This is a genomic window from Streptomyces sp. NPDC044064 (assembly GCF_056434245.1).
The window spans coordinates 150,747-176,393 of sequence record NZ_JBWKFN010000013.1 but is presented as its reverse complement, the minus strand read 5'-3'; the positions used below and the strand labels follow the sequence as shown (position 1 = coordinate 176,393).

22 protein-coding genes are annotated in these 25,647 nt (G+C 71.7%); 19 read left to right on the top strand and 3 right to left on the bottom strand.

Going from position 1 to position 25,647, the window contains the following annotated elements; all coding sequences use genetic code 11:
- Window positions 1–89 precede the first annotated feature (89 nt).
- The 10 genes from AC07DS_RS22350 (at window position 90) to AC07DS_RS22305 (ending at window position 12,173) form a co-directional block, all read left to right on the top strand.
- Window positions 90–1,070 (top strand): LLM class flavin-dependent oxidoreductase, encoded by a 981-nt coding sequence (locus AC07DS_RS22350; RefSeq protein WP_479147897.1) that lies wholly within the window; start codon window positions 90–92, stop codon window positions 1,068–1,070.
- A 29-nt stretch (window positions 1,071–1,099) separates the two neighbouring features.
- On the top strand, window positions 1,100–1,879 hold the full coding sequence (locus tag AC07DS_RS22345; RefSeq protein ID WP_479147895.1) for a thioesterase II family protein: 780 nt from the start codon (window positions 1,100–1,102) through the stop codon (window positions 1,877–1,879).
- Window positions 1,880–2,028: 149 nt separating this feature from the next.
- Complete coding sequence (locus AC07DS_RS22340; RefSeq protein WP_479147768.1) at window positions 2,029–3,522, top strand: MFS transporter; 1,494 nt, start codon at window positions 2,029–2,031, stop codon at window positions 3,520–3,522.
- Between the two features lie 245 nt (window positions 3,523–3,767).
- Complete coding sequence (locus AC07DS_RS22335) at window positions 3,768–4,961, top strand: cytochrome P450 (protein ID WP_479147766.1); 1,194 nt, start codon at window positions 3,768–3,770, stop codon at window positions 4,959–4,961.
- 350 nt (window positions 4,962–5,311) lie between these two features.
- Window positions 5,312–6,520, top strand: coding sequence for a cytochrome P450 (locus AC07DS_RS22330; protein WP_479147765.1), 1,209 nt, complete (start codon window positions 5,312–5,314; stop codon window positions 6,518–6,520).
- 67 nt (window positions 6,521–6,587) lie between these two features.
- Window positions 6,588–8,060, top strand: coding sequence for an MFS transporter (locus AC07DS_RS22325; protein ID WP_479147763.1), 1,473 nt, complete (start codon window positions 6,588–6,590; stop codon window positions 8,058–8,060).
- 43 nt (window positions 8,061–8,103) lie between these two features.
- Window positions 8,104–8,934 (top strand): alpha/beta fold hydrolase, encoded by an 831-nt coding sequence (locus AC07DS_RS22320; protein WP_479147761.1) that lies wholly within the window; start codon window positions 8,104–8,106, stop codon window positions 8,932–8,934.
- A 191-nt stretch (window positions 8,935–9,125) separates the two neighbouring features.
- The gene (locus AC07DS_RS22315) at window positions 9,126–10,076 is read left to right on the top strand and encodes a diacylglycerol/lipid kinase family protein (RefSeq protein ID WP_479147759.1); all 951 of its coding nucleotides are present in this window, start codon (window positions 9,126–9,128) and stop codon (window positions 10,074–10,076) included.
- A 62-nt stretch (window positions 10,077–10,138) separates the two neighbouring features.
- A complete protein-coding gene (locus AC07DS_RS22310) occupies window positions 10,139–10,507 on the top strand; it encodes a nuclear transport factor 2 family protein (protein ID WP_145884124.1) in 369 nt (122 codons plus the stop codon).
- Between the two features lie 97 nt (window positions 10,508–10,604).
- The gene (locus tag AC07DS_RS22305) at window positions 10,605–12,173 is read left to right on the top strand and encodes an MmgE/PrpD family protein (protein WP_479147757.1); all 1,569 of its coding nucleotides are present in this window, start codon (window positions 10,605–10,607) and stop codon (window positions 12,171–12,173) included.
- A gap of 21 nt (window positions 12,174–12,194) precedes the next feature.
- On the opposite strand, the gene AC07DS_RS22300 is transcribed toward AC07DS_RS22305, so the two are convergent.
- Both AC07DS_RS22300 and AC07DS_RS22295 read right to left on the bottom strand, forming a co-directional pair.
- Complete coding sequence (locus AC07DS_RS22300) at window positions 12,195–13,454, bottom strand: AAA family ATPase (RefSeq protein WP_479147755.1); 1,260 nt, start codon at window positions 13,452–13,454, stop codon at window positions 12,195–12,197.
- Window positions 13,454–14,218, bottom strand: coding sequence for a GntR family transcriptional regulator (locus tag AC07DS_RS22295; protein ID WP_479147753.1), 765 nt, complete (start codon window positions 14,216–14,218; stop codon window positions 13,454–13,456). The genes AC07DS_RS22300 and AC07DS_RS22295 overlap by 1 nt, the downstream gene beginning before the upstream one ends.
- A 325-nt stretch (window positions 14,219–14,543) precedes the next feature.
- Between AC07DS_RS22295 and AC07DS_RS22290 the strand changes: the two genes are divergently transcribed.
- The 9 genes from AC07DS_RS22290 (at window position 14,544) to AC07DS_RS22250 (ending at window position 24,615) form a co-directional block, all read left to right on the top strand.
- On the top strand, window positions 14,544–15,824 hold the full coding sequence (locus tag AC07DS_RS22290) for an extracellular solute-binding protein (protein ID WP_479147752.1): 1,281 nt from the start codon (window positions 14,544–14,546) through the stop codon (window positions 15,822–15,824).
- Between the two features lie 91 nt (window positions 15,825–15,915).
- Window positions 15,916–16,914, top strand: coding sequence for a carbohydrate ABC transporter permease (locus AC07DS_RS22285; protein WP_479147750.1), 999 nt, complete (start codon window positions 15,916–15,918; stop codon window positions 16,912–16,914).
- Window positions 16,911–17,741 (top strand): carbohydrate ABC transporter permease, encoded by an 831-nt coding sequence (locus AC07DS_RS22280; protein ID WP_479147749.1) that lies wholly within the window; start codon window positions 16,911–16,913, stop codon window positions 17,739–17,741. The genes AC07DS_RS22285 and AC07DS_RS22280 overlap by 4 nt, the downstream gene beginning before the upstream one ends.
- Before the next feature lie 8 nt (window positions 17,742–17,749).
- Window positions 17,750–19,237 carry a glycoside hydrolase family 3 protein gene (locus AC07DS_RS22275; protein WP_479147747.1) on the top strand — a complete coding sequence of 496 codons (1,488 nt, stop codon included), beginning with the start codon at window positions 17,750–17,752 and terminating at the stop codon, window positions 19,235–19,237.
- 193 nt (window positions 19,238–19,430) lie between these two features.
- Entirely contained in the window at window positions 19,431–20,450 is a 1,020-nt protein-coding gene (locus tag AC07DS_RS22270) for a phytanoyl-CoA dioxygenase family protein (RefSeq protein WP_479147746.1), read from the top strand.
- Entirely contained in the window at window positions 20,447–21,745 is a 1,299-nt protein-coding gene (locus AC07DS_RS22265; RefSeq protein ID WP_479147745.1) for a DUF6271 family protein, read from the top strand. The genes AC07DS_RS22270 and AC07DS_RS22265 overlap by 4 nt, the downstream gene beginning before the upstream one ends.
- A complete protein-coding gene (locus AC07DS_RS22260; RefSeq protein ID WP_479147743.1) occupies window positions 21,742–22,938 on the top strand; it encodes a type III PLP-dependent enzyme in 1,197 nt (398 codons plus the stop codon). Before AC07DS_RS22265 ends, AC07DS_RS22260 begins: the two co-directional genes overlap by 4 nt.
- 1 nt (window position 22,939) lies before the next feature.
- Window positions 22,940–23,443 carry a GNAT family N-acetyltransferase gene (locus AC07DS_RS22255; protein WP_479147741.1) on the top strand — a complete coding sequence of 168 codons (504 nt, stop codon included), beginning with the start codon at window positions 22,940–22,942 and terminating at the stop codon, window positions 23,441–23,443.
- Window positions 23,443–24,615, top strand: coding sequence for an MFS transporter (locus tag AC07DS_RS22250; protein ID WP_479147739.1), 1,173 nt, complete (start codon window positions 23,443–23,445; stop codon window positions 24,613–24,615). The genes AC07DS_RS22255 and AC07DS_RS22250 overlap by 1 nt, the downstream gene beginning before the upstream one ends.
- 12 nt (window positions 24,616–24,627) lie before the next feature.
- On the opposite strand, the gene AC07DS_RS22245 is transcribed toward AC07DS_RS22250, so the two are convergent.
- Window positions 24,628–25,617 (bottom strand): GlxA family transcriptional regulator, encoded by a 990-nt coding sequence (locus AC07DS_RS22245; RefSeq protein ID WP_479147738.1) that lies wholly within the window; start codon window positions 25,615–25,617, stop codon window positions 24,628–24,630.
- Between the last annotated feature and the right edge of the window lie 30 nt (window positions 25,618–25,647).

Here is a 25,647-nt window from a genome sequence, read left to right as displayed (position 1 = left end):
GCAACTCCCAAGGGGCGCGGGGAACTGCGCGACCAGCCCCCACCGGCCCGCAGCCCGCAGACGACGGCCGGCCCCCTCTCCAGATCGGCATCCTCCTCCCCACGCGAGAGCAAGCCATCAACGGCACCTACGCTGCAGCACCCTTGCTCGACTTCGCCAAAACCGCGGAAGCGGCCGGCTTCGACTCCCTGTGGGCCGGCGACTCCCTCACCGCGCGCCCCCGCCTGGACCCCCTCGTCGTACTCTCGGCCGCAGCGGCAGCGACAACGCGCATCGCGGTCGGCACCGCGGCCCTCACCCCGGCCCTGCGCCACCCCCTCATCGGCGCCAACATGATCGCGAGCCTCAGCCATGTCGCCGCCGACCGGCTGATCCTCGGCCTCGGTTCGGGCTTCCCGATGCCCGAGACCGAGGAGGAGTTCGCCTCCGTCGGCGCGTCCTTCCAGGGCCGCGTCGGCCGCCTGGACGAGATCACCGCCCTGTGGCGGACGGCGTGGCGGTCGGGCGAGGAGGGCGAACCCGGCGACTTCCAGGGCAAGTTCTGGCAGGCGGAGAACCTGGACCGGCTCCCCTCGCCCGCGATCCCCGGCGGCCCGCCGCTCTGGCTGGCCGGCAGCGACACCCCCAAGGTCCTGGCCCGCGTGGCCACGCGCTACGACGGCTGGCTGCCCTTCCTCCCGGACGTCGACGCCTACGCACGCGCCCGCCGTCGTATCGCCGAACTGGCCGAGGAGGCCGGGCGGGGAGCCGACGCGGTCGTCCCCGCGCTGTATGCCACCGTCACGGTCAACGCCAGTGAGAGCGCGGCCAAGGCCGAACTGGAGCACTACATCAGCCACTACTACGGCCGCTCCCTGGAGCAGATGCGGAGCATCCAGGCCTACGCCTGGGGCAGCGCCGAGAAGTGCGCCGAGTGGCTCGGCGACTACGTCCGCGCCGGCGCCCGGCACCTGGTCGTACGGATCGGATCCCTGGACCCCGAGCCGCAGTTGAAGGAGATCGCCGAGGTGCTGCTGCCCGCGGTACGCGCCCTCGGCCCGTCCACCACCGTTGGGAGTACGCAGTCGTGACCACCGCCATCGGCACCGTCGGCAGCCAGATGTCCACCGAGGGGCACTGGTTCCACCCCGTGGACCCCTCGCCCGACGCCTCCATCCGGCTGTTCCTGCTGCCCCACGCGGGCAGCGGCGCCATCATCTACCGCGACTGGGAGAGCCTGCTGCCCCCGGACATCGCGGCCCAGGCGGTGACCCTGCCCGGCCGCCACAACCGCCGGGAGGAGCAGACCTACGAGAACTTCTGGCCGCTGCTCGACGCCCTGCACGAGGCCGTCCTGGGCGACCTGGACGACCGGCCGTTCGCCTTCTTCGGCCACTGCCTCGGCGCACAGCTGGCGTTCCGTCTCGCCATCAAGATGGAGGCGGAGGGCGGGCCGGCTCCGGTGATGGTCGGCATGTCCGGCTGGTCGCCGGTGGGCTTCTTCCAGCCGACGGAGGAGCAGAGCAGGATGCCGGAGCCCGAACTGGTCGAGTGGATCAAGAAGTTGGGCTCGTTCCCGGCCGAGATCTACGACAACCCCGAGATGCTCGCGCTCGTCGTGCCCGCACTGCGCGCCGACCTCAGGGTCGCCGGCGACTACGAGGACGACGGCGCCGGCGTCACCTGCCCGCTCGCCTCCTACGGCGGTCGCAGCGATCCGCTGCAGGAGGCCCCGGACGCCATGACCCACTGGGCCGGGCGCACCCCCGGCTACCTCGGCCACAACGAGTACGAGGGTGGTCACTTCTACATCGACACGCACGCCCAGGCCGTCACCGCGCACTTCGCGCACCGGCTGCAGCGGACCGTGGCCAGGGCCGCGGACCAGAGCGGGACCTGAGCCCGAAGGCCGCGTCAGCGCCGCGTCAGCGGGGCGCGGGACAGTGACCCGATGACTGTGTTCCGGGTGCTGTCCCGCGCCCCGCAGTGCGTCGCGGACCCCCGTGGCCCGCATTCAACCAGCACAAAACGACCTAGGGAGGGTCGTCCATGACCACCGAAGCGGAACTGACCGGCAGCGCGGCCTCGGCTGCACCGCCACCGGACATCGAGGAGGCCGCCGGAGCACCCGCATGGGGCGCGCTTCTGGTCGTGCTGGCCGGCCTGTTCATCACCAACCTCGACTTCTTCATCGTCAACGTGGCCATCCCCTCGCTGCAACAGGGGATGCACGCCACCGCGGCCGAGATCCAGCTGGTCGCCGCCACGTTCAACATCGGTCTGTCGGCCATGCTGATCACCGGCGGCCGGCTCGGCGACCTCTACGGCCGCCGGCGGATCTTCTCCATCGGCCTGGCCCTGTTCACGCTGGCCTCACTGGCCTGCGGCATCGCGCCGAACATGGGCGAGCTGATCGCGGCGCGCGCGGTGCAGGGCGCCGCGGCCGCGCTGGTCATCCCGCAGGTCCTCGGCATCCTGACCACGACGTACACGGGCAAGGCCCGGGTCGCCGCGTTCAACGCCTACGGCCTGACGCTCGGCGCCTCGGCCGTCTTCGGACAGCTGATCGGCGGCCTGCTGATCAAGGCGGACGTGTTCGGCTGGGACTGGCGGACCATCTTCCTGATCAACGTGCCGATCGGCGCCGTCGTGCTGCTGCTGACCCCGAAGCTGGTGCCGGAGTCCCGCGCCGAGGGCCACACGGGCCTCGACCTGACCGGTGTGGTCCTGGTGACCGCCGGGCTCACCGCCGTCGTGCTGCCGCTGGTCGAGGGCCGCGAGCAGGGCTGGCCCACCTGGACCTGGGAGTGCCTGGTGGCCGCCGTACCGCTGCTGGCCGTCTTCTGGTACACCCAGCGCCGCAAGGCGGCCCGCGGCAGGTCGCCGCTGGTCGACCCGACCCTCTTCGAGGACCGTGCGTTCGGTGTGGGTGTGGTCTCCCTGCTGGTGTTCTTCGCCGCGATGGCCTCGTTCTTCCTGGTCCTCGCGCTGTATCTGCAGGAGGGCCGCGGCCAGTCCGCGCTGCGGTCCGGGCTGCTGTTCATCCCGCTCGGCCTCGGCTTCTTCGTCGGCTCGGTGCAGGCGCCGAAAGCCGCGGCCAAGCTGGGCAAGCAGGTGCTGGCCCTGGGCGCCCTGCTCCTGGCGGCGGGTGACCTGGCGCTGGCCGAGACCGTGTGGCACCTGGACAGCAGCGGTTCCGTGGCCTGGTGCATCCCTGCCATGGTGCTCGGCGGGTTCGGCATGGGCTTCGTCGTCGCCCCGCTCACCTCGCTGGTCCTGGAGGGCGTGGCCCCGCACCACGCGGCCGCCGCGTCCGGTGTCTTCTCCACCGCCCAGGAGATGGGCAACGCCATCGGCATCGCGGTGATCGGCGTGGTCTTCTTCGGCGTGGCCGGGCACCGGATCGACGCCCACTCCTACGCCCACGCCTTCGGTACCAGCCTGCTGGTGCAGGCCGGGTTCTGCGTCCTGGTGGCGGCTCTGGTGCAGCTGCTGCCGCGGGCCCGGCAGGCGGATGCCGCAAGCGCGCCCGAGGCCGCCTGACCGACGGCGGAAAACAGTCCTCCGACGGGGGTCGGCGAGTTCTCGCCGGCCCCCGTTTTCCGTGTTCCGGGAAGGCTCTCACCTACGGTTGTTCAGAATGCAACCTTCCCTTTTTGCCAATCGGAAACCAGTCATTTACTGGCTGAAAACGCGTCAGTAATCCATCAGATTCCTGTCAGGACTGCTCATCAGGATGTCTCCAACGCTGGACACCCCCTGGAAACCAGCCAACGGAGGGAATTCCCATGTCCGAATGCGAGCAGCAGCTTCCCGAGTGGCCGATGGCGCGTTCCTGCCCGTACGGGCCACCGGACGCATACGAGGGCCTGCGCAAGGAGCCACCGGTGCGCGTGCGCATACGCGGCGGCGAAGCCTGGCTGGTCACCCGGCACGCGGACGTCCGCCAGGTGCTCAACGACAACCGCTTCAGCGCCGACGACCAGCAGCCGGGCTTCCCGATCCGGATCCAGCTGCCGCCGGAGCCCGGCGTGATGTCGTTCAACCGCATGGACGACCCCGAGCACGGCCGGCTGCGCCGGATGGCGATGACCGAGTTCACCGCCCGCCGCACCCGCGCCCTGCGCCCCGAGGTCGAACTCCTCGTCGGGCGGCTGCTGGACGAGCTGGAGCAGGGCCCGAACCCGGTCGACCTGGTGGAGAACTTCGCCGTCCGGCTGCCGTCGCTGGTGATCGCCCGCATGCTCGGCGTCCCGGAGGAGGACGAGGCGACGTTCACCGAGCAGAGCCGGGTCATCCTCTCCCAGGACGCGACGCCCGAGGAGACGTACGGCGCGTTCCTGGAGATGACCCGGTTCCTGGACGAGCTGGCCGTGCAGCGCACCGCCGACCCGCAGGACGACCTGATCAGCCGGCTGGTCACCCGCTATGTGGCGACCGGCGAGCTGAGCCACCAGGAGCTCGTCGCCATGGCCCGGTTCTTCCTGGTCGCCGGGCACGAGACCTCGGCCCACCAGATCAGCCTGAGCGTCCTCAGCGTGCTGCGCGATCCGGCCCTGCGGGCCGAACTCCACGCCGACCCGGCCCTGTTCAGACCGGCGGTCGAGGAACTGCTGCGCTACTGGTCCATCTCGCAGGACAACCAGGTGCGGGCCGCGGTGGCCGACGTCGAGCTGGGCGGGGCGCACATCCACCAGGGCGAGGGTGTGATCGTGGCGATCCCCGGCGCCAACCACGACGAGTCGGTCTACCCCGACCCGGGCCGCCTCGACATCCACCGCAACGCCTCAGGTCACCTCGCGTTCGGCTTCGGCGCGCACCTGTGCCCCGGCGCCTCGCTGGCCCGCATGGAACTGGAGGTCTGCCTGAGCCTCCTCTTCGCCCGCCTCCCCGGACTCCGCCTGGCCGTCCCCGCCGACGACGTGCGCTTCCGCGAGAACACCCTCGTGTACGGCCTGGAGGAACTCCCCGTCACCTGGTGACGGCCGCTCACCCGGGTGACAGGAGGGCCGTGCCCCCACCACGGCCCCGCCCCCCACACCGCCGGCCCGCGCCCGCGGCCCGCCCTCGTCAGTCCCTGATCAGCTTCGGGTCAGTCCTCCTTGGCAAAGTCATTACTCACCACCGACTCGCACGGGCCCCGTGGGGACCCGTGTCAGCGCTGTGTCAGCGCCGCGTCAGGGCACTGCGCGAAGGTGGCGTCCGGCGTCCGCGCACAGCTCGGAGGTAAAGATTCCTCTTCCGTGCGCCGCCCGGGCCCCTTCACGTGCCCCACGCAGAAAGAGAGTCGGTGCCGAGGATCACCTTTGCCCCCCGAGCACGGAGGACGAACATGTCACTCGCGGACCACACCGACATCCTGGACTGGCCCTTCGCCCGCACCGAGGACGGCAACCCGCCGCCCGTGCTGGCCGAGTTGCGCCAGGCACCCCCCTGCGTGGTGCGCATCCCGGCGGGAGCAGCCGATTCACGACTGGCCTGGCTGGTGACCAGGTACGACGATGTGCGCCAGGCTCTGTCCGACCCGCGGCTGAGCGCCGACGAGACGTTACCCGGCGCCCCCGTGCGCATCCAGCTGCCGCCCGGGAGCAACCCCAGCTCGTTCCTTCGCCAGGACGACCCCGAGCACGCACGGCTGCGCGGCATGATCCAGACCGAGTTCACCTACCGCCGCGTCAAGCGGCTGCGCGAGCCGGTCCAGCGGCTGGTGGACGAGCTGCTGGACGAACTGGCCGCCCAGCCCCAGCCCGCCGACCTGCACGCCGTCTTCTCCCGGGCGCTGCCGACCCTCGTCATCGCGCGATTACTGGGGGTCCCGGAGGAGGACTCCCCGTTCTTCATCGAGAAGACCCGCTTCATCATGTCCCAGGAGGACCCGGCCGTCTCCCTGGCCGCGTTCGTCGATATGTCCGAGTACCTCGCCAAGCTGGCGCTGCGCAAGCTCGCCGACCCCGGGGACGACCTGATCAGCAGGCTCGCCGTCAACCACCACGCGACCGGCGCCCTCACCCTGGACGAACTCGTCGGCATCGCCCGCCTCGTCCTGGTCGCGGGCCACGAGACCACCACCAACCAGATCGCCCTGAACGTCCTCGCCCTGCTGCGTGACGACGAGCTGAGGGCCCAGATCGCCGCCGACGACGGCGCGCTGATCCCCAACTTCATCGAGGAGTCGATGCGTTACTGGTCGATCTCCCAGGACGCCATGGTGCGCCTCGCCGTCGAGGACATGGAACTCGGCGGCGTGGCCGTCGAGAAGGGCGACGCCGTCGTCATCTCGGTGCCCGCAGGCAACCACGACGAGTCCGTCTTCGCCTGCCCGCACCGCATCGACCCGCACCGCGACACCAGCGGCCATCTGCAGTGGGGCTTCGGATCGCACTACTGCCAGGGCGCCCCGCTGGCCCGCCTGGAGATGGAGCTGGCCCTGCGCTCCCTGCTGCGCCGCTTCCCGGACCTCCGCCTCGCGGCCGACCCGCGCACGCTGTTCCGCCGCGAGGCGGTCTTTTACGGGGTGAACCGACTTCCCGTGACCTGGTGACCGGAGGAATCCGCCGGTGCACCGGACAACCCACAGTGAAAGATCAAGGAAAGGAAACGGAGTCGTCATGACTTCTGAAGCAAGCCCGGAAGTCGCGGTCGAGGGGCGTGCGAGGACGAACCCCGTGGGCACACCGGCTGCCGCCCCCTCCGCCGGTGCCCTTCTGGTGGTCCTCGTCGGGACGTTCATCACGGTGCTGGACTTCTTCATCGCCAACGTGGCCGTCCCCGCCATCAAGGCCGACCTCGACGCCACCGCCGCACAGGCCCAGATGATCGTCGTCGGCTACGGCGTGGCCTTCACCTCGGGCCTGATCACCGGCGGCCGGCTCGGCGACCTCTACGGCCGCCGGCGGATGTTCGCCCTCGGTATGGTGCTGTTCATGGCGGCCTCGGCCGCGTGCAGCTTCGCGCCCTCGGTGACCGTGCTCGTGGTGGCCCGGATCGCCCAGGGCGCCGCCGCCGCGCTCATGGTGCCGCAGGTGCTGGGCATCATCGGCACGGTGTACACGGGCGAGGCCCGCGACCGCGCCTTCAACATCTACGGCCTGGTCATCGGACTCGCCGGAGTCTTCGGCCAGTTCATCGGCGGCGCGCTGATCTCGGTGGACGTGGCCGGCCTGAGCTGGCGCACGATCTTCCTGATCAACGTTCCGCTGTGCCTGCTCTCCCTCGCCTTCGTCCGCCGTACGATCCCCGAGTCCCGCGGCCAGGGCGGCACTCGGCTCGACCTGGCCGGCGCCCTGCTGGTCACGGCCACCCTGGGCCTGCTGGTGTTCGCGCTGCTCGAAGGACAGGAGCGCGACTGGCCGGTGTGGGTGTGGGAGTCGCTCGCCGGGGCGGCCGTGCTGCTGGCCGTGACCGTCTGGCACCTGCGCCGCAGGTCGGCCGCCGGGCGCGGTCCGCTGATCGAGCCGGGGATGTTCCGCTCCCGGCTGTTCTCGGTCGGCCTGGTCGCGACGGTCGTCTACTTCCTTGCCATGGGCTCCTTCTTCTTCACCCTCGCCCTCTATCTGCAACTGGGCCGCGGCCTGACCCCGTTGCAGTCCGGGCTGATGTTCCTGGCGCTGGGCGCGGGCTACTTCGGCGCCTCCATCGTCTCGGCCCGGTTCGCCGCCTCGGTGACCGCCCGCCGGGTCGCCGTCGGCCCGCTCGTCCTGGCGGTCGGCTACACCGCGATCGCGCTGACGGCACGCGGTCTGGACACGAGCGGCCATGTGCTGTGGCTGCTGCCCGTGCTGCTGGTCGCCGGCCTCGGCATGGGCCTGACCACCGGTCCGCTGACCAACCTGGTGCTGGGCGGTGCGGTCCCCGAACACGCGGCCGCCGCCTCGGGGCTGCTCAACACCGCTCAGGAGGGCGGGGCCGCCGTCGGCGTGGCGATCGCCGGCACGGTCTTCTTCCCGGCGCTCGCGGACGCCGGCGGCAAGGCCGGCGCCTATCCGCACGCGTTCGCCGTCACCCTGATCCCGCTCGTCTGCCTGGGCCTCGTCGCCTCTCTGCTGGTGCTCGCGGCCCCGGGCCGCGCCGCCCGGAAGTGAGCGACCGGCACCCCGGCCGTACGAAGGAAGGAGGCAAGAAGGGATGCCGTACCTCACCACCCGGGACGGGACCGGGCTGCACTACAGCGACTGGGGCGACGGACGGCCCGTCGTCCTGCTCGGCGCGGCCATGGCGGACTCGCGCATGTGGGAGTTCCAGGCGGCGTTCCTCGCCGGGAACGGGCTGCGCTGCATCACCTACGACCGGCGCGGCAGCGGCCGTTCGGACATCCCCTGGACCGGATACGACTACGACACCCTGGCCGGCGACCTCGCCGACCTGCTCGACCACCTCGACCTGAGGGACGCCGTGCTGGTCGGCTACGCGGTGGGCGGCGGGGAGTGCGTGCGCTACCTGTCCCGGTACGGCACGCAACGGGTGGCCGGGCTCGCCCTGGTCGCCTCGACGACGCCGTTCCTGCTGCGCGCCCCGGACAACCCCGGCGGACTGGAACCCGCTCTCTTCGACCAGGTGGAACAGGCCATCCGGACCGACCGTGCCGCCTGGCTGCACGCCCTGACCTGGCCGTTCTTCGCGGGCCCGGAGCCGGACCCGGACAACCTGCCACTCTCCGGGCAGCTCGCCGGCTGGCTGATCGGCATGTGCCTGAACACCTCGCCGAGAGCCGGGATCGAGATCTACCGCACGCTGTTCACCACCGACCAGCGCACGGAGACGGCCGCGGTCCCGGTGCCCACCCTGGTGATCCACGGGACCGCCGACCTGGCGGCGCCGTACCCGCTGTGCGGCCCGCGGACCGCCGAACTGATACCCGGCAGCAGGCTGATCACCTACGAGGGCGCGGCGCACGGCATGTTCGCGACCCACGCGGACCGGCTCAACGCCGACCTGCTGGCGTTCGTCAAGGAGTGACACCCGTCGTTCCCACCGCGTCCGGCCCCTCTCGGCAAGGGGCCGGACGTTCGCGTTCCCGCCCCCGCGCACCGCGTCAGCGACGCATCAGCCCGGTGACAGCGCGCCCCGGCAGAGTGGGGATCGCCGCGACGCCGGGCGCACAGCCGGCCCGGTCCGCGGGTGCCGTCCGACGAAGGAGTACGCCCCTCATGGCAGACACCGCAGCCCCGGCTCCCACCCGGGCACTCGTCCTGGGCAACCCCGCTTCCGGCAGTCACTCGCCCGAACTGGTCGAAGAAGTACGCCAGTTGTGCGCCTCCTGCCTGGAGCGCACGGAGGTGCACCTCACCACCGGACCGGGCGACGCCACCGTCGCCGTGCGCCGGGCGCTGCAGCGGCCCGCCGGGGCGCCCGACCTGATCGTCGTCATCGGCGGCGACGGCACCGTCCGGGAGGCCGTACAGGGACTGGTGCCCGTCACCGGGAACGCCACCCTCGCGGTGGTGCCCGGCGGCACCGGCAACTCCGGCTACAAGATGCTCTGGGGCGAGCGGCCCTGGAGCGAGTCCCTGAAGGCGGTCCTGACCGACAACGGCATCGGCGGCAGCGCCCGGCTCCGCCGCCTGGACCTGGCCCGCCTCGCCCAGACCCGCAACTACGTCTATCTGGGCGCCTGTTCGGGCGTGATCGCCGACGCGCTGATCACCGCCCGGGGGCTGCCCCTGACCGGACGGGAGCGGTACGCCCGCGCCTTCGCGGACACGGCAGACGGCTACCCGCCGTACCCGGGCCGGGTCACCGTCGACGGCCGGGTCGTGCACGAGGGCCCCACGGTCCTCGCGAACGTCGGCGGCGGCCGGTACCGCGGCGGCCGGTTCCAGGTGCTGCCGGACTCGCTGCTCGACGACGGACTGCTCGACGTCTGTGTCATCGGCAGCGGGATCGCCGCGGTCGACGTGCCCGGACTGACCCTGAACGCCGCGCACATGGACCACCCGGCGACCGTGTACGCACGTGGCCGCACGATCACCGTCGAGCGCACCGACGGCCTCCGGCTGCCACTGGAGCACGACGGCGAGTACCAGCACGGCATCGGCGCCTCGGCCACCTTCGAGGTGCTCCCGGGAGCCCTCCCGGTCTGGGCGCCGGCCACCCCCTGAAGCCCGTACGAAGCCACCTGTCAGAAGAACAAGTCAAGCAAGTCACAGAGGAGAACGCCCGCATGAGCGACCTGACCACCACCGTCTCCCGTTACCTCGACATCTGGAACGAGGCGGACGCCGACAAGCGCGCCGCGGCCATCGCCGAGCTGTTCACCGCCGACGCCCCGTACATCGACCCGCTCGCGGCGGTCGAGGGTCACGAGGGCTTCGGGGCCGTGGTGGCCGGTGCCCGCGACCAGTTCAAGGGCCTCGCCTTCGAGCTGCACGGCACCGTCGACGCCCACCACGACCAGGCCCGCTTCCAGTGGGGCCTGGTGACCGAGCCGGGTGCCGAGCCGATCGCGATCGGCTTCGACGTCATCGTCACCGACGCCGAGGGCAAGATCAAGGCTGTCTACGGCTTCCTCGACAAGGTCCCGGCCGCCTGAGCACCACCCCCAACACCGCGGGAGCACCGGGGCGACGGTGCTCCCGCGGTTGCGTTCCCACCCGTGACGTACGCACGGCAAGGAAGGTAGCCGCCTCATGACCGCTGTCCTCGGGGAGAGCGTCGCCCGGGCACTGTGCGCCGACTGGGCCGAGCAGGCACAGACCCTGCCCCGGACCGGCCGCGGCCGCGCGCCCGCCGACACCCCGTTGCGCGAACTCTCGCACTGGGCCGCGACCCTGCGCCCGCAGCACATACCGTGCCGGGTGCTGAAGCTCGCCGCGAGCCAGGTGCTGTCGCAGATCGCCTCCATCCGGGCCGGTCTCCAGCACCCCCTCGGCAGAAAGCTGGTGGCCGCCTTCGGGCACCCCATGCAGCGCGACCCGCGGCAGGCCGCCGGCGTCTTCGCCGCGCTCGGCTCCTGGCTGAACCTGGACGACACCGCTTACGCCGGGCACCTGTCCAACTCCACGGTCGCGGTCCCGCTCGCCTTCGCCTACGCCCGCCGGCTGGACGGGCTCTCGCTGCTCACCGCTGTGGTCGCGGCCAACGAGTGCGCGGCCCGCATCACCGCCTCCGCGACCCTCGGACCGCTGCGCGGCCAGAGCGCCGTGCACACCCATCTGGCCGGCGCGGTCGCGGGCCGTCTGCACTGCGACCGGGCTTCCGCCTCCCTCTTCGAGAACTCCTTCGGGCTGGCCTTCGCGATGCCCAACTGGCCGCTGATGCGGGCCTTCCTCGCCAGTGACGCCCGGCTCTTCAACACCTTCACGCCGGTGCGCACCGCGATGGACGCCTGCGACGCCGCGTACGCGGGGCTGCGCGGGGCGCCCGACATCATGGAGCACAGCGACGGCTTCCTGGCCCGGTTCGCGACCGTGCCGCTGCCGCAGGCGGTGGCGAAGGGGCTGGGCCGCCGCTGGCACACCGACACACTGTCGTTCAAGATGCACCCCGGCGGGCCCGGCATCGACGCGGCGGTGGACTGCGCCGCCGAGATCCACCGGGAACTCGGCCCGCTCAGGCCGCAGGACGTGGCCGAAGTGGTCGTCGAGGCCTCCCTGTACACGCTGTTCGCGGGGGAGCGGGCCGCCCAGTACGTCACCGGGCCCGGCTCACCCCTGGGCGCGCTGGTCCTCGACGTGCCCTATCCGGTGGCCACCACCCTGCTCACCGGCGAGTTCTCGGTGGACGACTTCTCCGCGCCGTATCTGGACGACCCCGACCGCTGGGCGCTCGCGAAGCGGATCCGGCTGGAGCACGACACGGAGATGACCCGCGAACTGTTCCTGTCCGACGCGCCGTTCGGCGAGGCCGTGCGGGAGGCGGGCGAGCTGGCCGTGCCGTGGCTGCGCGGTTTCGGCGGCGACGAACTCGTGGACCTGATCGGCGCGCTGCAGGCCGACGATCGGGACTTCTCCCGGTCCACCAAGGCCACCGGCGCACGCGTCACCGTACGGCTGACGGACGGCCGTACGGTCTCCCGCACCCGGCTGATCCCGGTGGGAGCCGCCGGTCCGGAGACCCGGACGGGCCACGCCGACCTGGTGCGGGAGAAGTTCCTGTCGCTCGGCGGCTCCCAGCAGGTGGCCGACACCGTCGACGGCCTGCACCGGATGCGTCCACGGGCGGTGCGCCGCTGGATCGAGACGGCGTTCCTGGACTGAGCCCACCGCCGGCGGATGTGGTCAGGCGCCGTGCGCCACGTACAGGCGCACCGCGTCGTGCAGGCGGTAGCGGATCTGTCCGCGGCGGTCCGGCTCGCCGGCCTCGACCAGCTGGCGGTGCAGCAGCTCCTCCAGCAGGTCCACGGCGAGCCGGCGGGACGGGGCCACCCGGGACAGCAGCTGGTCCACCCCGAAGTCGTCGCCCACCGACTCCAGCCGGTGCAGCGAGTCGCGCAGCGGGGGCGGCAGCAGGCGGTAGTAGGCGGTCACGCTGGTGTGCAGGGACAGGTCGCCGACGTGCAGCGAGCGCAGCCGCTCGCGCTCGTCCGCCAGCCGGTCCGCGAGGTCGCCGAGGGACCGGTGCGGGCGTGCTGTGAGCCACAGGCCGGCGATGTGCAGGGCCAGCGGCAGCCCCGCGCAGGACTCCACGACGCTCCGTGCCGCCTGGCGCCCGGCGCGGATGCGGGCGGTGCCCACCAGGTCCGCCAGCATCCGGTGGGCGTCCTGCCGGTCCAGGGCGCCGATCCGGCGGTGGAACCCGTCGGGCAGTGCGGACAGTTCGCGCCGCGCGGCCACCAGGACCGCGCTCCTGCCGTCGTCCACGAGCAGCGGCCGTACCTGGGCCTCGCTGTCGACGTTGTCGAGGACCACGAGCACCCGCCGCCGGCTGAGTGTGTCCCGCAGCCGGGCGCGCGCCTCCTCCGGGTTCTCGGGGGCGCGGGCGTCGCCGAGGGAGCGCAGTATCCGGCGCACGAGCACGTCCGGGGTGAAGGGGAGGGAGGCGGCGCGGTGCAGGTCGACGAAGACCTGTCCGTCCGGGAACCGGCCGCGCACCTCGTGGGCGGCCCGCAGGACCAGCGAGGTCTTGCCGGCTCCGGGCGGTCCGACGACCACGGAGGGCCGGCCGTGACCGGGCTCGGTCAGGGCGAGCCGGGCCGTCAGCTCCGCCGTCAGCGCATCCCGTCCGACGAGCCGGTGGCGGGGGGAGGCGGGCAGTTCCGCCGGTACGGCCGCGCCCGGGGGAGCGGCCGAGGACCCGGCGCGGGGCAGCCGGAGTAACCGACCTGCCTCGCGGGACGGGAGCCCGAGCGCCTCGGCGAGGAGCTGCAGCGACTGCCTGCGGGGGCGGGCGGTGTGACCGGTCTCCAGGTTGCGGATGGCCCGCACGCTCAGCCCCGACCGCTCGGCCAGCTCCCCCTGGGTGAGGCAGGCCTCCTCACGGGCCCGGACCAGCGCGGCGCCCAGGCTGTCCGGGGCGGCCGCGGTGTGCGGCGGGCTCATCAGCGTGCCGGCCGGCGCAGGGCCGCCACGAACTTGTAGCGGGAGCCCCGGTACACCGAGCGCACCCACTCCACCGGTCTGCCCTCGGCGTCCCGGGAGTGCCGGGACAGCAGCAGCATCGGCAGGCCCACGTCGGTGGCGAGCAACTGGGCCTCGCGGGGGGTCGACAGCGAGGTCTCGATCGTCTCGTCGGCCTCGGCGAGGTGGACGCCGAACACCTCGGCGAGGGCCGTGTACAGCGACGGGTACGTGGCCAGCGACTGCCGCAGTCCGGGGAAGCGCCGCGCCGACAGATGCGTCGTCTCGATCGCCATGGGGTCACCGCTGGCGAGCCGCAGCCGCTCGATGCGCAGGACGCGCTCGCCGACCTCGATGCCGAGGAGGCCGGACAGTTCGGCGTCCGCCGCGACCTCGCCGATGTCCAGCATGTGCGAGGCGGGTTCCAGACCCTGGGCGCGCATGTCCTCCGTGTGCGAGGTGAGCTGGAGCGTCCGGTACAGCTTGGGCTGGGCGACGAAGGTGCCCTTGCCCTGGATGCGGTCGAGCCGGCCCTCCCCGACCAGTTCCTGCAGCGCCTGCCGGACGGTGGTGCGCGAGGTGCCGAGCCGGACGGCGAGCAGGCGCTCGGCGGGCATGGCGGAGCCGGGCTCCAGCGCCTGCGTCATCTCCAGCACCTGCTGCTTGATCCGGTAGTACTTCGGCACGCGCGCGGTGCGGCCGGGCGCCCCCGTGGGGTGCTGGGCGCTGCTGACGTCGGTGGCCATGCCTGCCTTCCCGGCTGTGTGGGTGGGCTCCCGTTATAGCGACCAACTGCCCTATGGTCTAGTCCAACCAGTGCGTGAGGTCTAGTCCAGTAGGCGCGCCGCCGGCGGTCCGTGCAAAAGGGGACGGACGCGCTCCGGTGACTTTCTCGTAACGGCCGGATCGCCTTCCTGAACCACCCTTGACACCTCAAAAGGTCTAGGCCAAGCTCCACCGTACTGGTCTACACCATTAGTGGCCAGGTCCCGAGCCCTACGTGCAACAGCGTCGTACGCAGGTCACCGCCGAGGGCGTGGGGGGATTAGTGGCATCCCTGAGGAGGGTGGCGTGAAGCGCAAGCTGGCTGCCGCGATCGTGATCGCGGGCATGATGGTCTCCGTCTCGGCGTGCGGCGGCGACGACGGCAAGGACACGGGCAAGAACGCGGGTCCTGACAGCTTCAAGGGCCAGACCCTGACGGTCTGGACGATGGACGGCTCGGCTCCGCCGCAGTGGTCCAAGGACGTACAGGCCGCCTTCGAGAAGAAGACCGGCGCCAAGCTGAAGTTCGAGATCCAGAAGTGGGACGGGATCCAGCAGAAGATCACCACCGCCCTCTCCGAGTCCAACCCGCCGGACGTGATCGAGGTCGGCAACACCCAGACCCCGGCCTACGCGGCCACCGGCGGCCTCGCCGAACTGGGCGACCTCAAGCAGGGGATCGGCTCGGACTGGACTCCGTCCGTCTCCGCGTCCTCCGTGTACGACGGCAAGCAGTACGCCGCGCCGTGGTACTTCGCGAACCGCGTCGTCATCTACAACAAGAAGATCTGGGCCAAGGCCGGCATCAAGGACACCCCGAAGACCCGGGACGAGTTCTTCAAGGACCTGGACACCATCGGCAAGAAGACCGACGCCGAGCCGCTCTACATGCCGGGCCAGAACTGGTACTTCTTCGACGGCCTGACCATCGGCGAGGGCGCCGACCTGGTGAAGAAGGACGGCGACAAGTACGTCTCCAACCTGGGCGACCCGAAGGTCGCCGCGGCCATGGCGACCTACAAGAAGTACGCCTCCTACTCCAAGGCCCCCAAGGACAAGGACGAGGCCACCCCGCAGCAGGCCCAGGTGTTCGCCAAGGGCAAGACCGGCGCCTTCATCGGCATGGGCTGGGAGGCCGGCACCGCGGTCCAGGCCAACAAGGCCATCGAGAAGGACCTCGGGTACTTCACCATCCCGGGCGCCACGGCCGGCAAGCCCGAGGGCGTCTTCCTCGGCGGCTCCAACCTCGCCGTCGCCGAGGGCAGCAAGAAGCAGGCACTGGCCAAGGAGTTCCTGAAGGTCGCCCTGTCCGACGAGTTCGAGGGCGAGCTGGCCAAGCTCAACGGCGTCATCCCGAACAAGCAGTCCCTGGAGACCAACCTCAAGGGCAACGCCGTCGCCGAGGCCGCCGCGCCCGGTGCCTCGGTCGGTGGCACCACCCCGCTGATCCCCGAGTGGGCCGCGGTGGAGAACACCCCGAACCCGATCAAGTCCTACATGACCGCGGTGCTGAACGGTAAGTCCCCGGCGGACGCCGCCAAGCAGGTCGAGGGTGAGATCAACAAGCGCCTGGCCCAGCAGAACTGATGACCCGCGCCGGGGGCGTCGGCGGACGCCCCCGGCTCAGTCGTTCGTACGGCCGGCAAGGCCGGTACCGCCACGGAAGAGATGGCAACTCATGTCAGTGCAGACCGAAGGCACGGACACGGCCGGGGAGCCCGCTGTCCGCAAGGCCCGGACACCAGGGCCGCCGAGGAGCGAGGACCACGGCTCCGGGTCCCCGTCCCGGCGCGGTGCCGCCGCCCCCTATCTGCTCCTGCTGCCCGCGCTGCTGGCCACACTGATCCTGCTCGGCTGGCCCCTGGTGAAGAACGGCATGCTGTCGTTCCAGAACCTCAACCCGCGGCAGCTCATCCAGCACCTCACCGAGTGGAACGGCGGCGACAACTACAAAGAGGTCCTGAGCGGTTCGGACTTCTGGCACGTCGTCGAGCGGTCGGTGGTCTTCACCGCGGTCAACGTCGTCCTGATCATGCTGGTCGGCACCCTGATCGGGCTGCTGCTGGCACGGCTCGGCAAGAAGATGCGGCTGCTGCTCATGCTGGGCCTCGTGCTCGCCTGGGCCATGCCCGTCATCGCGGCCACCACCGTCTACCAGTGGCTGTTCGCCCAGCGCTTCGGCGTCGTCAACTGGTGCCTGGACAAACTCGGCTGGCACTCGATGGCCGACTACAACTGGTTCGGCTCCCAGCTCTCCACCTTCTCCGTGATCACGCTGCTCATCGTCTGGCAGTCGATCCCGTTCGTGGCGATCAACCTGTACGCCGCCACCACCACGATCCCCAGGGAGCTGTTCGAGGCCGCGTCCCTGGACGGCGCGGGCGCCTGGAAGAGCTTCACCTCGGTGACCTTCCCGTTCCTGCGGCCCTTCCTCTACGCCACGACGTTCCTCGAAGTCATCTGGGTCTTCAAGGCGTTCCCGCAGATCTTCGCGATCAACGAGGGCGGTCCCGACCACCTCACCGAGACCCTGCCGATCTACGCCTTCGTCGAGGGCGTCGGCAACCAGCACTTCGGCGTCGGCGCGGCGATCTCCTTCCTGACCGTCCTGGTGCTGCTCGTCATCACCTCGTACTACCTGCGCATGGTGCTCAAGCAAGAGGAGGACGAGCTGTGAAGCGCTCGGTCTTCGGCCGTATCTGGCCCAACGCGACCGCCGTCATCCTCTTCGTCGGCTTCGTGTTCCCCGTCTACTGGATGTTCGCGACGGCCTTCAAGCCGACCGGCGACATCATCTCCGAGAACCCGGTGTGGTTCCCGACGAACCTCACGGCCGGCCACTTCGCCAAGGCCGTCGACGCCGACCACTTCTGGACGCTGGTCCTCAACTCCGTCACCGTCACGGTCAGCGCGGTGCTGCTGTCGCTCGTCATCGCCCTGTTCGCCGCGTTCGCGCTCGCCCGGATGCGGTTCAGAGGCCGGCGCGGCTTCATCGTGACCTTCATGCTGGCGCAGATGGCGCCCTGGGAGGTCATGGTCATCGCCATCTACATGCTGGTCCGCGACAACGACATGCTCGACAGCCTGGTCCCGCTCACCGTCTTCTACGCGATCATGGTGCTGCCGCTGACCATCCTGACGCTGCGCGGCTACGTGGCCGCCGTGCCGAAGGAGCTCGAGGAGTCGGCGATGGTCGACGGCTGCACCCGCACCCAGGCCTTCGTCAAGGTCATCTTCCCGCTGCTGGCGCCCGGTCTGATGGCCACCTCGCTGTTCGGCTTCATCACCGCCTGGAACGAGTTCCCGCTGGTCCTGATTCTCAACAAGGACATCGAGAAGCAGACCCTGCCGCTCTGGCTCTCCCAGTTCCAGACCGCCTTCGGCGACGACTGGGGCGCCACGATGGCCGCCTCGTCCCTGTTCGCGCTGCCCATCCTGATCCTCTTCATCTTCCTGCAACGCAAGGCCGTCAGCGGTCTGACCGACGGCGCCGTGAAGGGATGACACCGCCGATGACAACGCTCGCCACTGGCTCAGACACCCTCACCAGGGACGCCCTCGCGGTGCTGCAGCCGGGATTCGACGGCACCACCGCGCCGGACTGGGTGCGCCGCCGCCTCGGCGAAGGCCTCGCCTCCGTCGCCCTGTTCGGCCGCAACGTCGTCACCGAGAAGCAGGTCACCGCACTGACCGCCGAGCTGCGCGCCGAGCGGGACGACCTGCTGGTGGCCATCGACGAGGAGAGCGGCGACGTCACCCGTCTGGACGTGCGCACCGGCTCCTCCTTCCCCGGCAACCACGCCCTCGGCGCCGTCGACGACCCGGGCCTCACCCGGGGCGTGGCCCGCGAGCTGGGCCGGCGGCTGGCCGCCTGCGGTGTCAACTTCGACTGGGCGCCGTCCGCCGACGTCAACGCCAACCCCGACAACCCCGTCATCGGGGTGCGCGCCTTCGGTTCGGACACCGCGCTGGTGGCCCGGCACACCGCCGCCTGGGTCGAGGGCCTGCAGTCCACCGGCGTCGCCGCCTGCACCAAGCACTTCCCCGGGCACGGCGACACCAACGTCGACTCCCACCACGCGGTCCCGCGCATCGACGTGGACGCGGAGACGCTGTACGCCCGTGAACTGCCGCCCTTCCGCGCCGCCATCGCGGCCGGCACCCGGGCCGTGATGAGCGCGCACATCCTCGTCCCCGCCCTCGACCCGGAGCGCCCCGGCACCCTCTCCCGGCGCATCCTGACCGAGCTGCTGCGCGGCGAACTCGGCTACCAGGGCCTGATCGTCACGGACGGCATGGAGATGCGCGCCATCTCCGGGACGTACGGCCTGGAGCACGGCGTGGTCCTCGCGATCGCGGCAGGCGCGGACGCGATCTGCGTCGGCGGCGGCCTGTGCGACGAGGCGACCGTGCTCAAGCTGCGGGACGGGCTCGTGGCCGCCGTACGCTCCGGCGAACTGCCCGAGGAGCGTCTGGCCGACGCGGCCGCCCGGGTGCGGGCGCTGGCGCGGTGGACCGCCGGAGCGAAGAACGACGCCGGCGCCGCCGTACCCGAACCGGAGATCGGCCTGACCGCGGCCCGCCGCGCCCTCGCGGTGACCCGCGAGGGCTCCGCGGCGCCGGTCACGGAATCGGTCCACGTCGCCCAGTTCAATCCCGCGCCGAACATCGCCGTCGGTGACGAGACCCCCTGGGGCGTGGCCGCCGAGTTGCTGAGGCTGCTGCCGGGCAGCACCGCCGGCTCCTTCGGCGGGCCCGACGCGGGCTCCGAGGCCCTCGTGGCAGCGGCCGGGCGGCGGGTCGTCGCCGTGGTCCGCGACGAGCACCGGCACGCCTGGATGGGCTCCGCCCTCGACACGCTGCTCGCCGCCCGGCCGGACACCGTCGTGGTCGAGATGGGTGTACCGCAGGCCCCGCCGCGGGGCGCCCTGCACATCGCCACCCATGGCGCGGCCCGCGTCTGCGGGATCGCGGCGGCGGAGGCGGTCGTCAGGGGCTGAACCTCACCTGTCACCCGCTCAGGCCGACACCGGAAGCCTCACCGGTGTCGGCCTTTGCGTTGTCCAACCGGAGGCAATTGGGCGGCAGTTGGGCGGCACTTTGACGGGGGTACCGACCGGTAATCGTTGACACCTCAATTGGTCTAGTCCAGCTTGGGAGGGCGCTTCAGTTCGATCACCACGGAGTGACGGCATGCACAAGCCCACCCCCTACCTCCACCGAGCGGCGTCCGGCCGCCCCTACTTCAGTGCGGACGGCGAGACGTACCTCGCCCCGACCCCCCTGCGCGACCTCGAGAAGTCCCGCCCCCTGCGGGTGCTGTCCGAGGAGGACTTCGCCTTCTGGCAGACGTACGGCTATGTCGTCGTCCGGGAGGCCATCACCCCCGGCGAGGCGAAGAGCCTGCTCGAGTTCGCCTGGGACTTCCAGGGCCTCGACCCCGACCGACCCGAAACCTGGTACGAGGAACCGGAGTTCCGCTCCGAACTCGACCAGCACCTGTTCATCTACGGCTTCGTGGAGGCGTACCACCACCAGCTGATCTGGGACAGCCGCCAGGCACAGCGCGTGTACGACGCCTTCGTGGACGTGTGGGACTGCGAGGAGCTGTGGGTCACCCTGGACCGGCTCAACCTCAACCCGCCCAACGTCCGCACCCGTTCGCGCTCCCTGATCGAGCCGACCGACGAGGGCTTCGACATCGAGCTGCACTGGGACGTCGACACCACGCTCGCCGTGTTGCCGCAGCGGGTCCAGGGCATCATCGCCCTCAACGACACCCGGCCCGAACTCGGCGGCTTCCAGTGCGCGCCCGAGCTGTTCCGCCGCTTCGAGGAGTGGCGCGTCGCCCAGCCGGCCGGCCGTGACCCGATCCGGCCCGCGGCCGACCGCACCGAGTTCCCCGTGGTCCGCCCCGACCTCCAGGCCGGCGACCTGCTGATCTTCAACGGCCTGCTGGCGCACGGCGTGGCACCGAACCACTCCGCGGGCGCCGTCCGGGCCGTCCAGTACCTGTCGATGATGCCCGCCCTGGAGGAACACACCGATCTGCGGAGGTCACGCGTCGAGTCCTGGCGCACCCTCGGCACCCCCGACTGGAACGGCACCCTGCTCGGCGACGCGCGCAGGCCGGAGGCGCTCCGGTACGGCCCTGCCGAACTGGACGACCTGGGCCGCAAGCTGCTCGGCCTCGACTCCTGGGCGGCGCGGTGAACCGGATCTGCCTGTGCCTGCCCACCAACCGGGCCTGCTCCGCCACCATCACCGCGATCCACCGGGAAGCCGACTACGCCGCCCGGCGGTTCGGCGCGGAGGTCCAGCTGCTCGTCCTCGACTCCGCCGACGACCGCACCCGCGCCGAGCATGCCCGCGTCGTCGCGGCACTGCCCCCGGCGGCGAACGTCACCGTGCACCACCTCGGCGAGGGCCCGCAGCGCGACTTCCTGCGCCGCGTGATCCGGCGGGCCGGCCTGCGCGACCCGGACCGGCTGCTCGGTCTGCTGCTCCCCGCCGGAGTCTCCTACGGCTCCTGCACCGACCGGGCCTTCCTGCTGGCCGCCGCCCTCGGCTGCCACTCGGTGCACCGCAGGGACTCCGACAGCACCTACCAACTCCTTGACGGTGAGCCGGTCTTCCCCGTCCACCACGAACTCCCGTGGCTGGGCAGGCCCGCCGCGCAGGCCGCGTCCTCCGTCACCCGCACGGACCTCGACCCGGCCCACGCGGAGCGTCCGGTGTCGCTCGCCGGGGCCTCCTTCATCGGTGAACTCTCCGTCGACATAGCCGGGATGAGGCGCCTGGACGAGGGCGTCTACCACGACGTGGTCGGCCTGTGGGCGCCCGCCGGCTCGTCACCGCAGGATCGGCGGCAGCTGGTCGAGGAGTCCTTCACCGGAGCGGGCACGGCCCCCTTCACCGGCGACCACGCCACCCTGACCCTGGTGGACCCGATGCGCGTCGACATGTGCAACATCGCCCTCCACCGCGACGTGTACGAACGGATCCCGCTGCCCCCGGCCACCGACACCATCGGCAGCGACTACTTCCTCATCCACCTCGTCCACGACGCCACGCTCCCCGGCATCCTGCACAACCGGCACATCGAGAACTTCTACACCCCCGAACGCCGCACCGACGCGGGCTTCCTGGCCTACCAGACCCGGTTCGTGAAGTTCCTGCTGTCGATGCACTACTTCCACCACGTCTACGGCCGGATGGCCGCCGAGGGCGCCCGGCTCCTCGACGACCGGCAGCACGTACGCGCCGGCCGGATCGTGGAGTTCCTGCGCGAGAGCACCGCCCTGGACCGCGCCGAGAACGTGTGGCGCCTGGACCGTCTCGACGTCGCCTACCGCAAACTGGGCGGCCGCTACGAGGAGTTCGCCGAGCTGCTGGCCGGGCGCCGCCTGCAGCTGCTGGCCGAGGCCTGCTCGGACATCGAGGACTTCGCCGTGCTGACCGAGGCCTGGCCGCAGCTGGTCGAGGCGGCCGGACACGAGGGCTGGTGAGCGTGGAGATCAGCCCGCGGCTGGCCGCCGCCCTGGCCGCAGCCCCGGCGGACCGCATCGTCTACGACCTCGACGGCATCGAGGCCCAGTACGACCGGCTGCTGGCCGAGCTGCCCGGCGTCCAGGTCCGTTTCGCGCTGAAGGCCTGCCCGGTGGACGAGGTGCTGCGGTGCCTCGCCGACCGGGGCGCCGGCTTCGACGCGGCCGGCCCCGCCGAGATCGTCCAGGCCCTGCACACCGGCGTGCCCGTGGACCGGATCCACTACGGCAACACCGTCAAGTCCGACACGGACATCGCCGCGGCCAACCGGCTCGGCGTGCGCACCTTCGCCACCGACAGCGTGCAGGACGTGCTGGCCGTCGCCGAACACGCCCCGGGCGCCCGGGTGTTCTGCCGGCTCGCCACCAGCGGGGACGGCGCCCTGTGGGGCCTGAGCCGCAAGTTCGGCTGCTCGGCCGAGGACGCCGTCCAGGTCCTCACCACGGCTCGCTCGTCCGGACTCGTCCCGGCCGGCCTGTCCGTGCACGTCGGCTCCCAGCAGCTGACCGGCGAGGCCTGGCAGCAGGCCCTCGACTCCGTCGCCGAGGTACTGGTGAGGCTGGAGGGGCTGGGGGTCGTACCGGACCACGTCAATCTGGGCGGCGGCCTGCCCGCGCTCGGCTACCTCGACCGCCACGGCAACCCGCTCGACCCGCCCCTGGACAAGATCTTCACCGTGATCCGGGAGGGCATGGAGCGCCTGAACGGCCTCACCGCCGCCCCGCTCGGCTTCGTCGTGGAACCGGGGCGGCACCTGGTCGCCGACCACGGAGCGGTCCGCGCCCATGTGTACCGGCTGACCGGGCGGGCACAGCCCGACGGGACGCACGCCCGCTGGCTGTACCTGAGCGTCGGCAAGTTCAACGGCCTCTATGAGATGGACCAGTTGAGCTACCGACTGGTCTTCCCGGCCCGGGCCGGCGAGGACGACGGTGACCATGTCTCCGCCGTCGTCGCGGGGCCGACCTGCGACAGCGACGACGCCTACGGCGGCGGCCGGCACCCGGTGCGCGTCCCTGGGACCCTCGCCTCCGGCGACCCGGTCTGGATCCTGTCCGCCGGCGCCTACGCCACCAGCTACACGACCCAGGGCTTCAACGGCATCCGCCCGCTGCCGTGCGTCTGCACCCGCGGCCCGGAAGGACAACACTGAGATGACAGACCTCGTACGGGGCATCACCGAGGCCGACTGGCCCCAGGTCGCCGCCCTGGAGGCCGGGGCGTACGCGGACACCGCGCTGACGGAGGGCGAGGCCGCGCTGCGGTCCCGGGCCGCGGCGGGCACCTGCTTCGTGCTGGACCTCGACGGCCGCATCGCGGGCTACGTCCTGGCCCTGCCGTACCCCATGTTCCGCTACCCGGACCTGACCAGGGCCGAGCGCACGGCCCACCACTCGGCCAACCTCCACCTGCACGACCTCGTCATCGGCGCGCCCCTGCGCCGCAGGGGGCTGGGCAGCCGGCTGGTGCGCCACCTGACGGACGCGGCGGGTACCCGCGGCTTCCGGACCATGTCGCTGATCGCGGTCGGCGGCAAGGAGCCCTTCTGGCGGGCCAACGGCTACCGGGCGCACCACGAGGCCCGGCTGCCGTCGAGCTACGGCAGCGACGCGGTCTACATGTCGGCCCGGGTGGCCGCGTACCGGGAGGCGAGCTGATGGAGAACTCCGACTTCCGCCGTGCCAAGTGGGCGATCGCGGCGCTGTTCTGCTTCCTCGGGCTCCAGTACGCCACCTGGGCCGCCCGGCTGCCCGCGCTGAGGACCAGGCTGGACCTGGGCGCCGGGGAACTTGGGCTGCTGCTGATGGCCTGCGGCGCGGGCGCGGCGGCCTCCTTCCCGCTCGTCGCCGTCCTGATGCGCAGGCTCGGCTCACGGCGGCTCTCCCTCGCCTCGGCCCTGTGCCTGGTGGCGCTGCTGGCGGCCCTCTCGGTGGTGCCGAACTATCCGCTCGCCCTGCTGGTCATCTGCGCGGACGGTGTCGCCGTCGGCTGCCTGAACGTCGCCATGAACGCCCAGGGCGCCGCCCTGGAGGCGGCGTACGGCCGCACCGCCATGTCCCAGCTGCACGCCACGTTCAGCGCGGGTCTGCTCGCCGCCGCCCTGCTGGCCTCCGGCATCACCGCCGTGACGGCGTCCGTCCCGGCCCACTTCGCGGTGGCCGCGGCCCTGTTGCTGCTTCTGCTGGGCTACGCGCGCCCCGGCCTCCTCCCGCGTACGGATGCCGGGCCCGCCGGTCCGAAGGCGGCACCGAAGCAGCGGGGGCGCCCGGCCCTGCCGTCCGGGAAGACCCTGCTGATGGGTTGCGCCATGGCCTTCGGCACCATCACCGAGGGCGCCATGAACGACTGGTCGACGCTCTACATGCGGGACGTCGTCAAGGCCTCCTCGACGGTGGCGCCACTGGGCATCGCGGTCGTCTCGGTCATGATGCTGCTCGCCCGGGTGCGCGCGGACCGCTGGCGCAGCCGCTGGGGCGACGGACGCGTGGTGCGCACCGGCAGCGCCGTGGCGGGCATCGGCCTCGCCCTGGCCCTGCCGGCCGGCGGGGTGGTGCCCACCCTGCTGGGGTTCGCCTGCGTGGGACTCGGCGCGGCCGCCGTGACCCCGTGCGTGTACGTCGCCGCCGCCGAACGCGGCTCGGACGCGCTGTCCCTGGTCGCCGCGATGGGGACGACGGGACTGCTGGCCGGACCTGCCGTGATCGGCTTCGTCGCGGGCGCGGGCGGCCTGACCCTGGGCATGGCCACGGTCGCGGCCTCGGCCCTGATCGTCACCCTGGCCGCCGCCCGCATCCCGTGGCGGGACCGGGTCCCGGTGCCGGCCGGCTGACGTACCGGGGGACTAGACGGAGTGCCGGAACCGGCTCCGGTACTCCGTCGGCGTCGTGTCGAGCCTGCGGCGGAACGCCCGGATGAGCGTGTCGACGGTGTGGAAACCGCAGGCGGACGCGACGCGTTCGAGAGTGTCGTCCGTCGTCTCGAGCCGGTTGCGCGCCGCCTCGACGCGGGCGGACTCGACGTAGGCCGCGGGGGTCATGCCGAGTTCGGTCCGGAAGATCCGGCTCAGCTGCCGCTCGCTGACGTGCGCGTGCTCCGCGAGGTCGGGGAGGGTCAGCGGAGCGGCGAGGTGCCGGGCGATGTGGTGCCGCAGGCCGTCCATGCGGCGCGTGGTCGACGCAGGCTCGATGGGGACGCTGAACTGGCTCTGCCCGCCGGGCCGTTTGAGGTACATCACCAGCTGCCGGGCCACTCGCAGGGCGACGGCCTCGCCGAAGTCCTCGGCGACCAGGGCCAGCGACAGATCGAGGCAGGCGGTGATGCCCGCGCCGGTCCACACGGCGCCCTCCCGGACGAAGATCGGGTCGGCGTCGACCTCGACCGCCGGATGATCGGCGGCCAGCTGCTGCGCCGTCGACCAGTGCGTGGTGGCGCGCTTGCCGTCCAGCAGCCCGGCGGCGGCGAGGAGATGGGCGCCGACACAGACGGAGGCGACGCGCCGCGCCCGGCCGGCGAGTTCCCGCACCCGGGCGACGACGGACGGATCGGCGAGGGCGTGCACCCGCCGCTCGTCGTCGACCTCCACCGACCCGGGAACCAGCAGGGTGTCGATCGCGCGCCCGGACACCCCCCGGAAGGTGGTGTCGGGCAGGACGCGCACCCCGGCACCGGTGGTGACCGGGTCCATGGTCTCGGCGGCCAGGACGACCTCGTACCCGGTCTCGTCGTCCGTCTCCCGCCGGAGCAGTGAGAAGACCTCCGGCGGGCCGGTGACGTCGAGCAGGTCGACACCGGTGAAGAGCATGACGACGATCAGCCGGTTGATGCCGCCCATGAACTCCGCCCCCCCCCGTGATGTCCGGAT

Excerpts from the sequence above, each read along its gene's own strand:
- AC07DS_RS22345 (WP_479147895.1), top strand. The coding sequence starts at position 1,100 with ATGTCCACCGAGGGGCACTGGTTCCACCCCGTGGACCCCTCGCCCGAC.
- AC07DS_RS22340 (WP_479147768.1), top strand. The coding sequence starts at position 2,029 with ATGACCACCGAAGCGGAACTGACCGGCAGCGCGGCCTCGGCTGCACCG.
- AC07DS_RS22335 (WP_479147766.1), top strand. The coding sequence starts at position 3,768 with ATGTCCGAATGCGAGCAGCAGCTTCCCGAGTGGCCGATGGCGCGTTCC.
- AC07DS_RS22330 (WP_479147765.1), top strand. The coding sequence starts at position 5,312 with ATGTCACTCGCGGACCACACCGACATCCTGGACTGGCCCTTCGCCCGC.
- AC07DS_RS22325 (WP_479147763.1), top strand. The coding sequence starts at position 6,588 with ATGACTTCTGAAGCAAGCCCGGAAGTCGCGGTCGAGGGGCGTGCGAGG.
- AC07DS_RS22320 (WP_479147761.1), top strand. The coding sequence starts at position 8,104 with ATGCCGTACCTCACCACCCGGGACGGGACCGGGCTGCACTACAGCGAC.
- AC07DS_RS22315 (WP_479147759.1), top strand. The coding sequence starts at position 9,126 with ATGGCAGACACCGCAGCCCCGGCTCCCACCCGGGCACTCGTCCTGGGC.
- AC07DS_RS22310 (WP_145884124.1), top strand. The coding sequence starts at position 10,139 with ATGAGCGACCTGACCACCACCGTCTCCCGTTACCTCGACATCTGGAAC.
- AC07DS_RS22305 (WP_479147757.1), top strand. The coding sequence starts at position 10,605 with ATGACCGCTGTCCTCGGGGAGAGCGTCGCCCGGGCACTGTGCGCCGAC.
- AC07DS_RS22300 (WP_479147755.1), bottom strand. The coding sequence starts at position 13,454 with ATGAGCCCGCCGCACACCGCGGCCGCCCCGGACAGCCTGGGCGCCGCG.
- AC07DS_RS22295 (WP_479147753.1), bottom strand. The coding sequence starts at position 14,218 with ATGGCCACCGACGTCAGCAGCGCCCAGCACCCCACGGGGGCGCCCGGC.
- AC07DS_RS22285 (WP_479147750.1), top strand. The coding sequence starts at position 15,916 with ATGTCAGTGCAGACCGAAGGCACGGACACGGCCGGGGAGCCCGCTGTC.
- AC07DS_RS22275 (WP_479147747.1), top strand. The coding sequence starts at position 17,750 with ATGACAACGCTCGCCACTGGCTCAGACACCCTCACCAGGGACGCCCTC.
- AC07DS_RS22270 (WP_479147746.1), top strand. The coding sequence starts at position 19,431 with ATGCACAAGCCCACCCCCTACCTCCACCGAGCGGCGTCCGGCCGCCCC.
- AC07DS_RS22255 (WP_479147741.1), top strand. The coding sequence starts at position 22,940 with ATGACAGACCTCGTACGGGGCATCACCGAGGCCGACTGGCCCCAGGTC.
- AC07DS_RS22250 (WP_479147739.1), top strand. The coding sequence starts at position 23,443 with ATGGAGAACTCCGACTTCCGCCGTGCCAAGTGGGCGATCGCGGCGCTG.
- AC07DS_RS22245 (WP_479147738.1), bottom strand. The coding sequence starts at position 25,617 with ATGGGCGGCATCAACCGGCTGATCGTCGTCATGCTCTTCACCGGTGTC.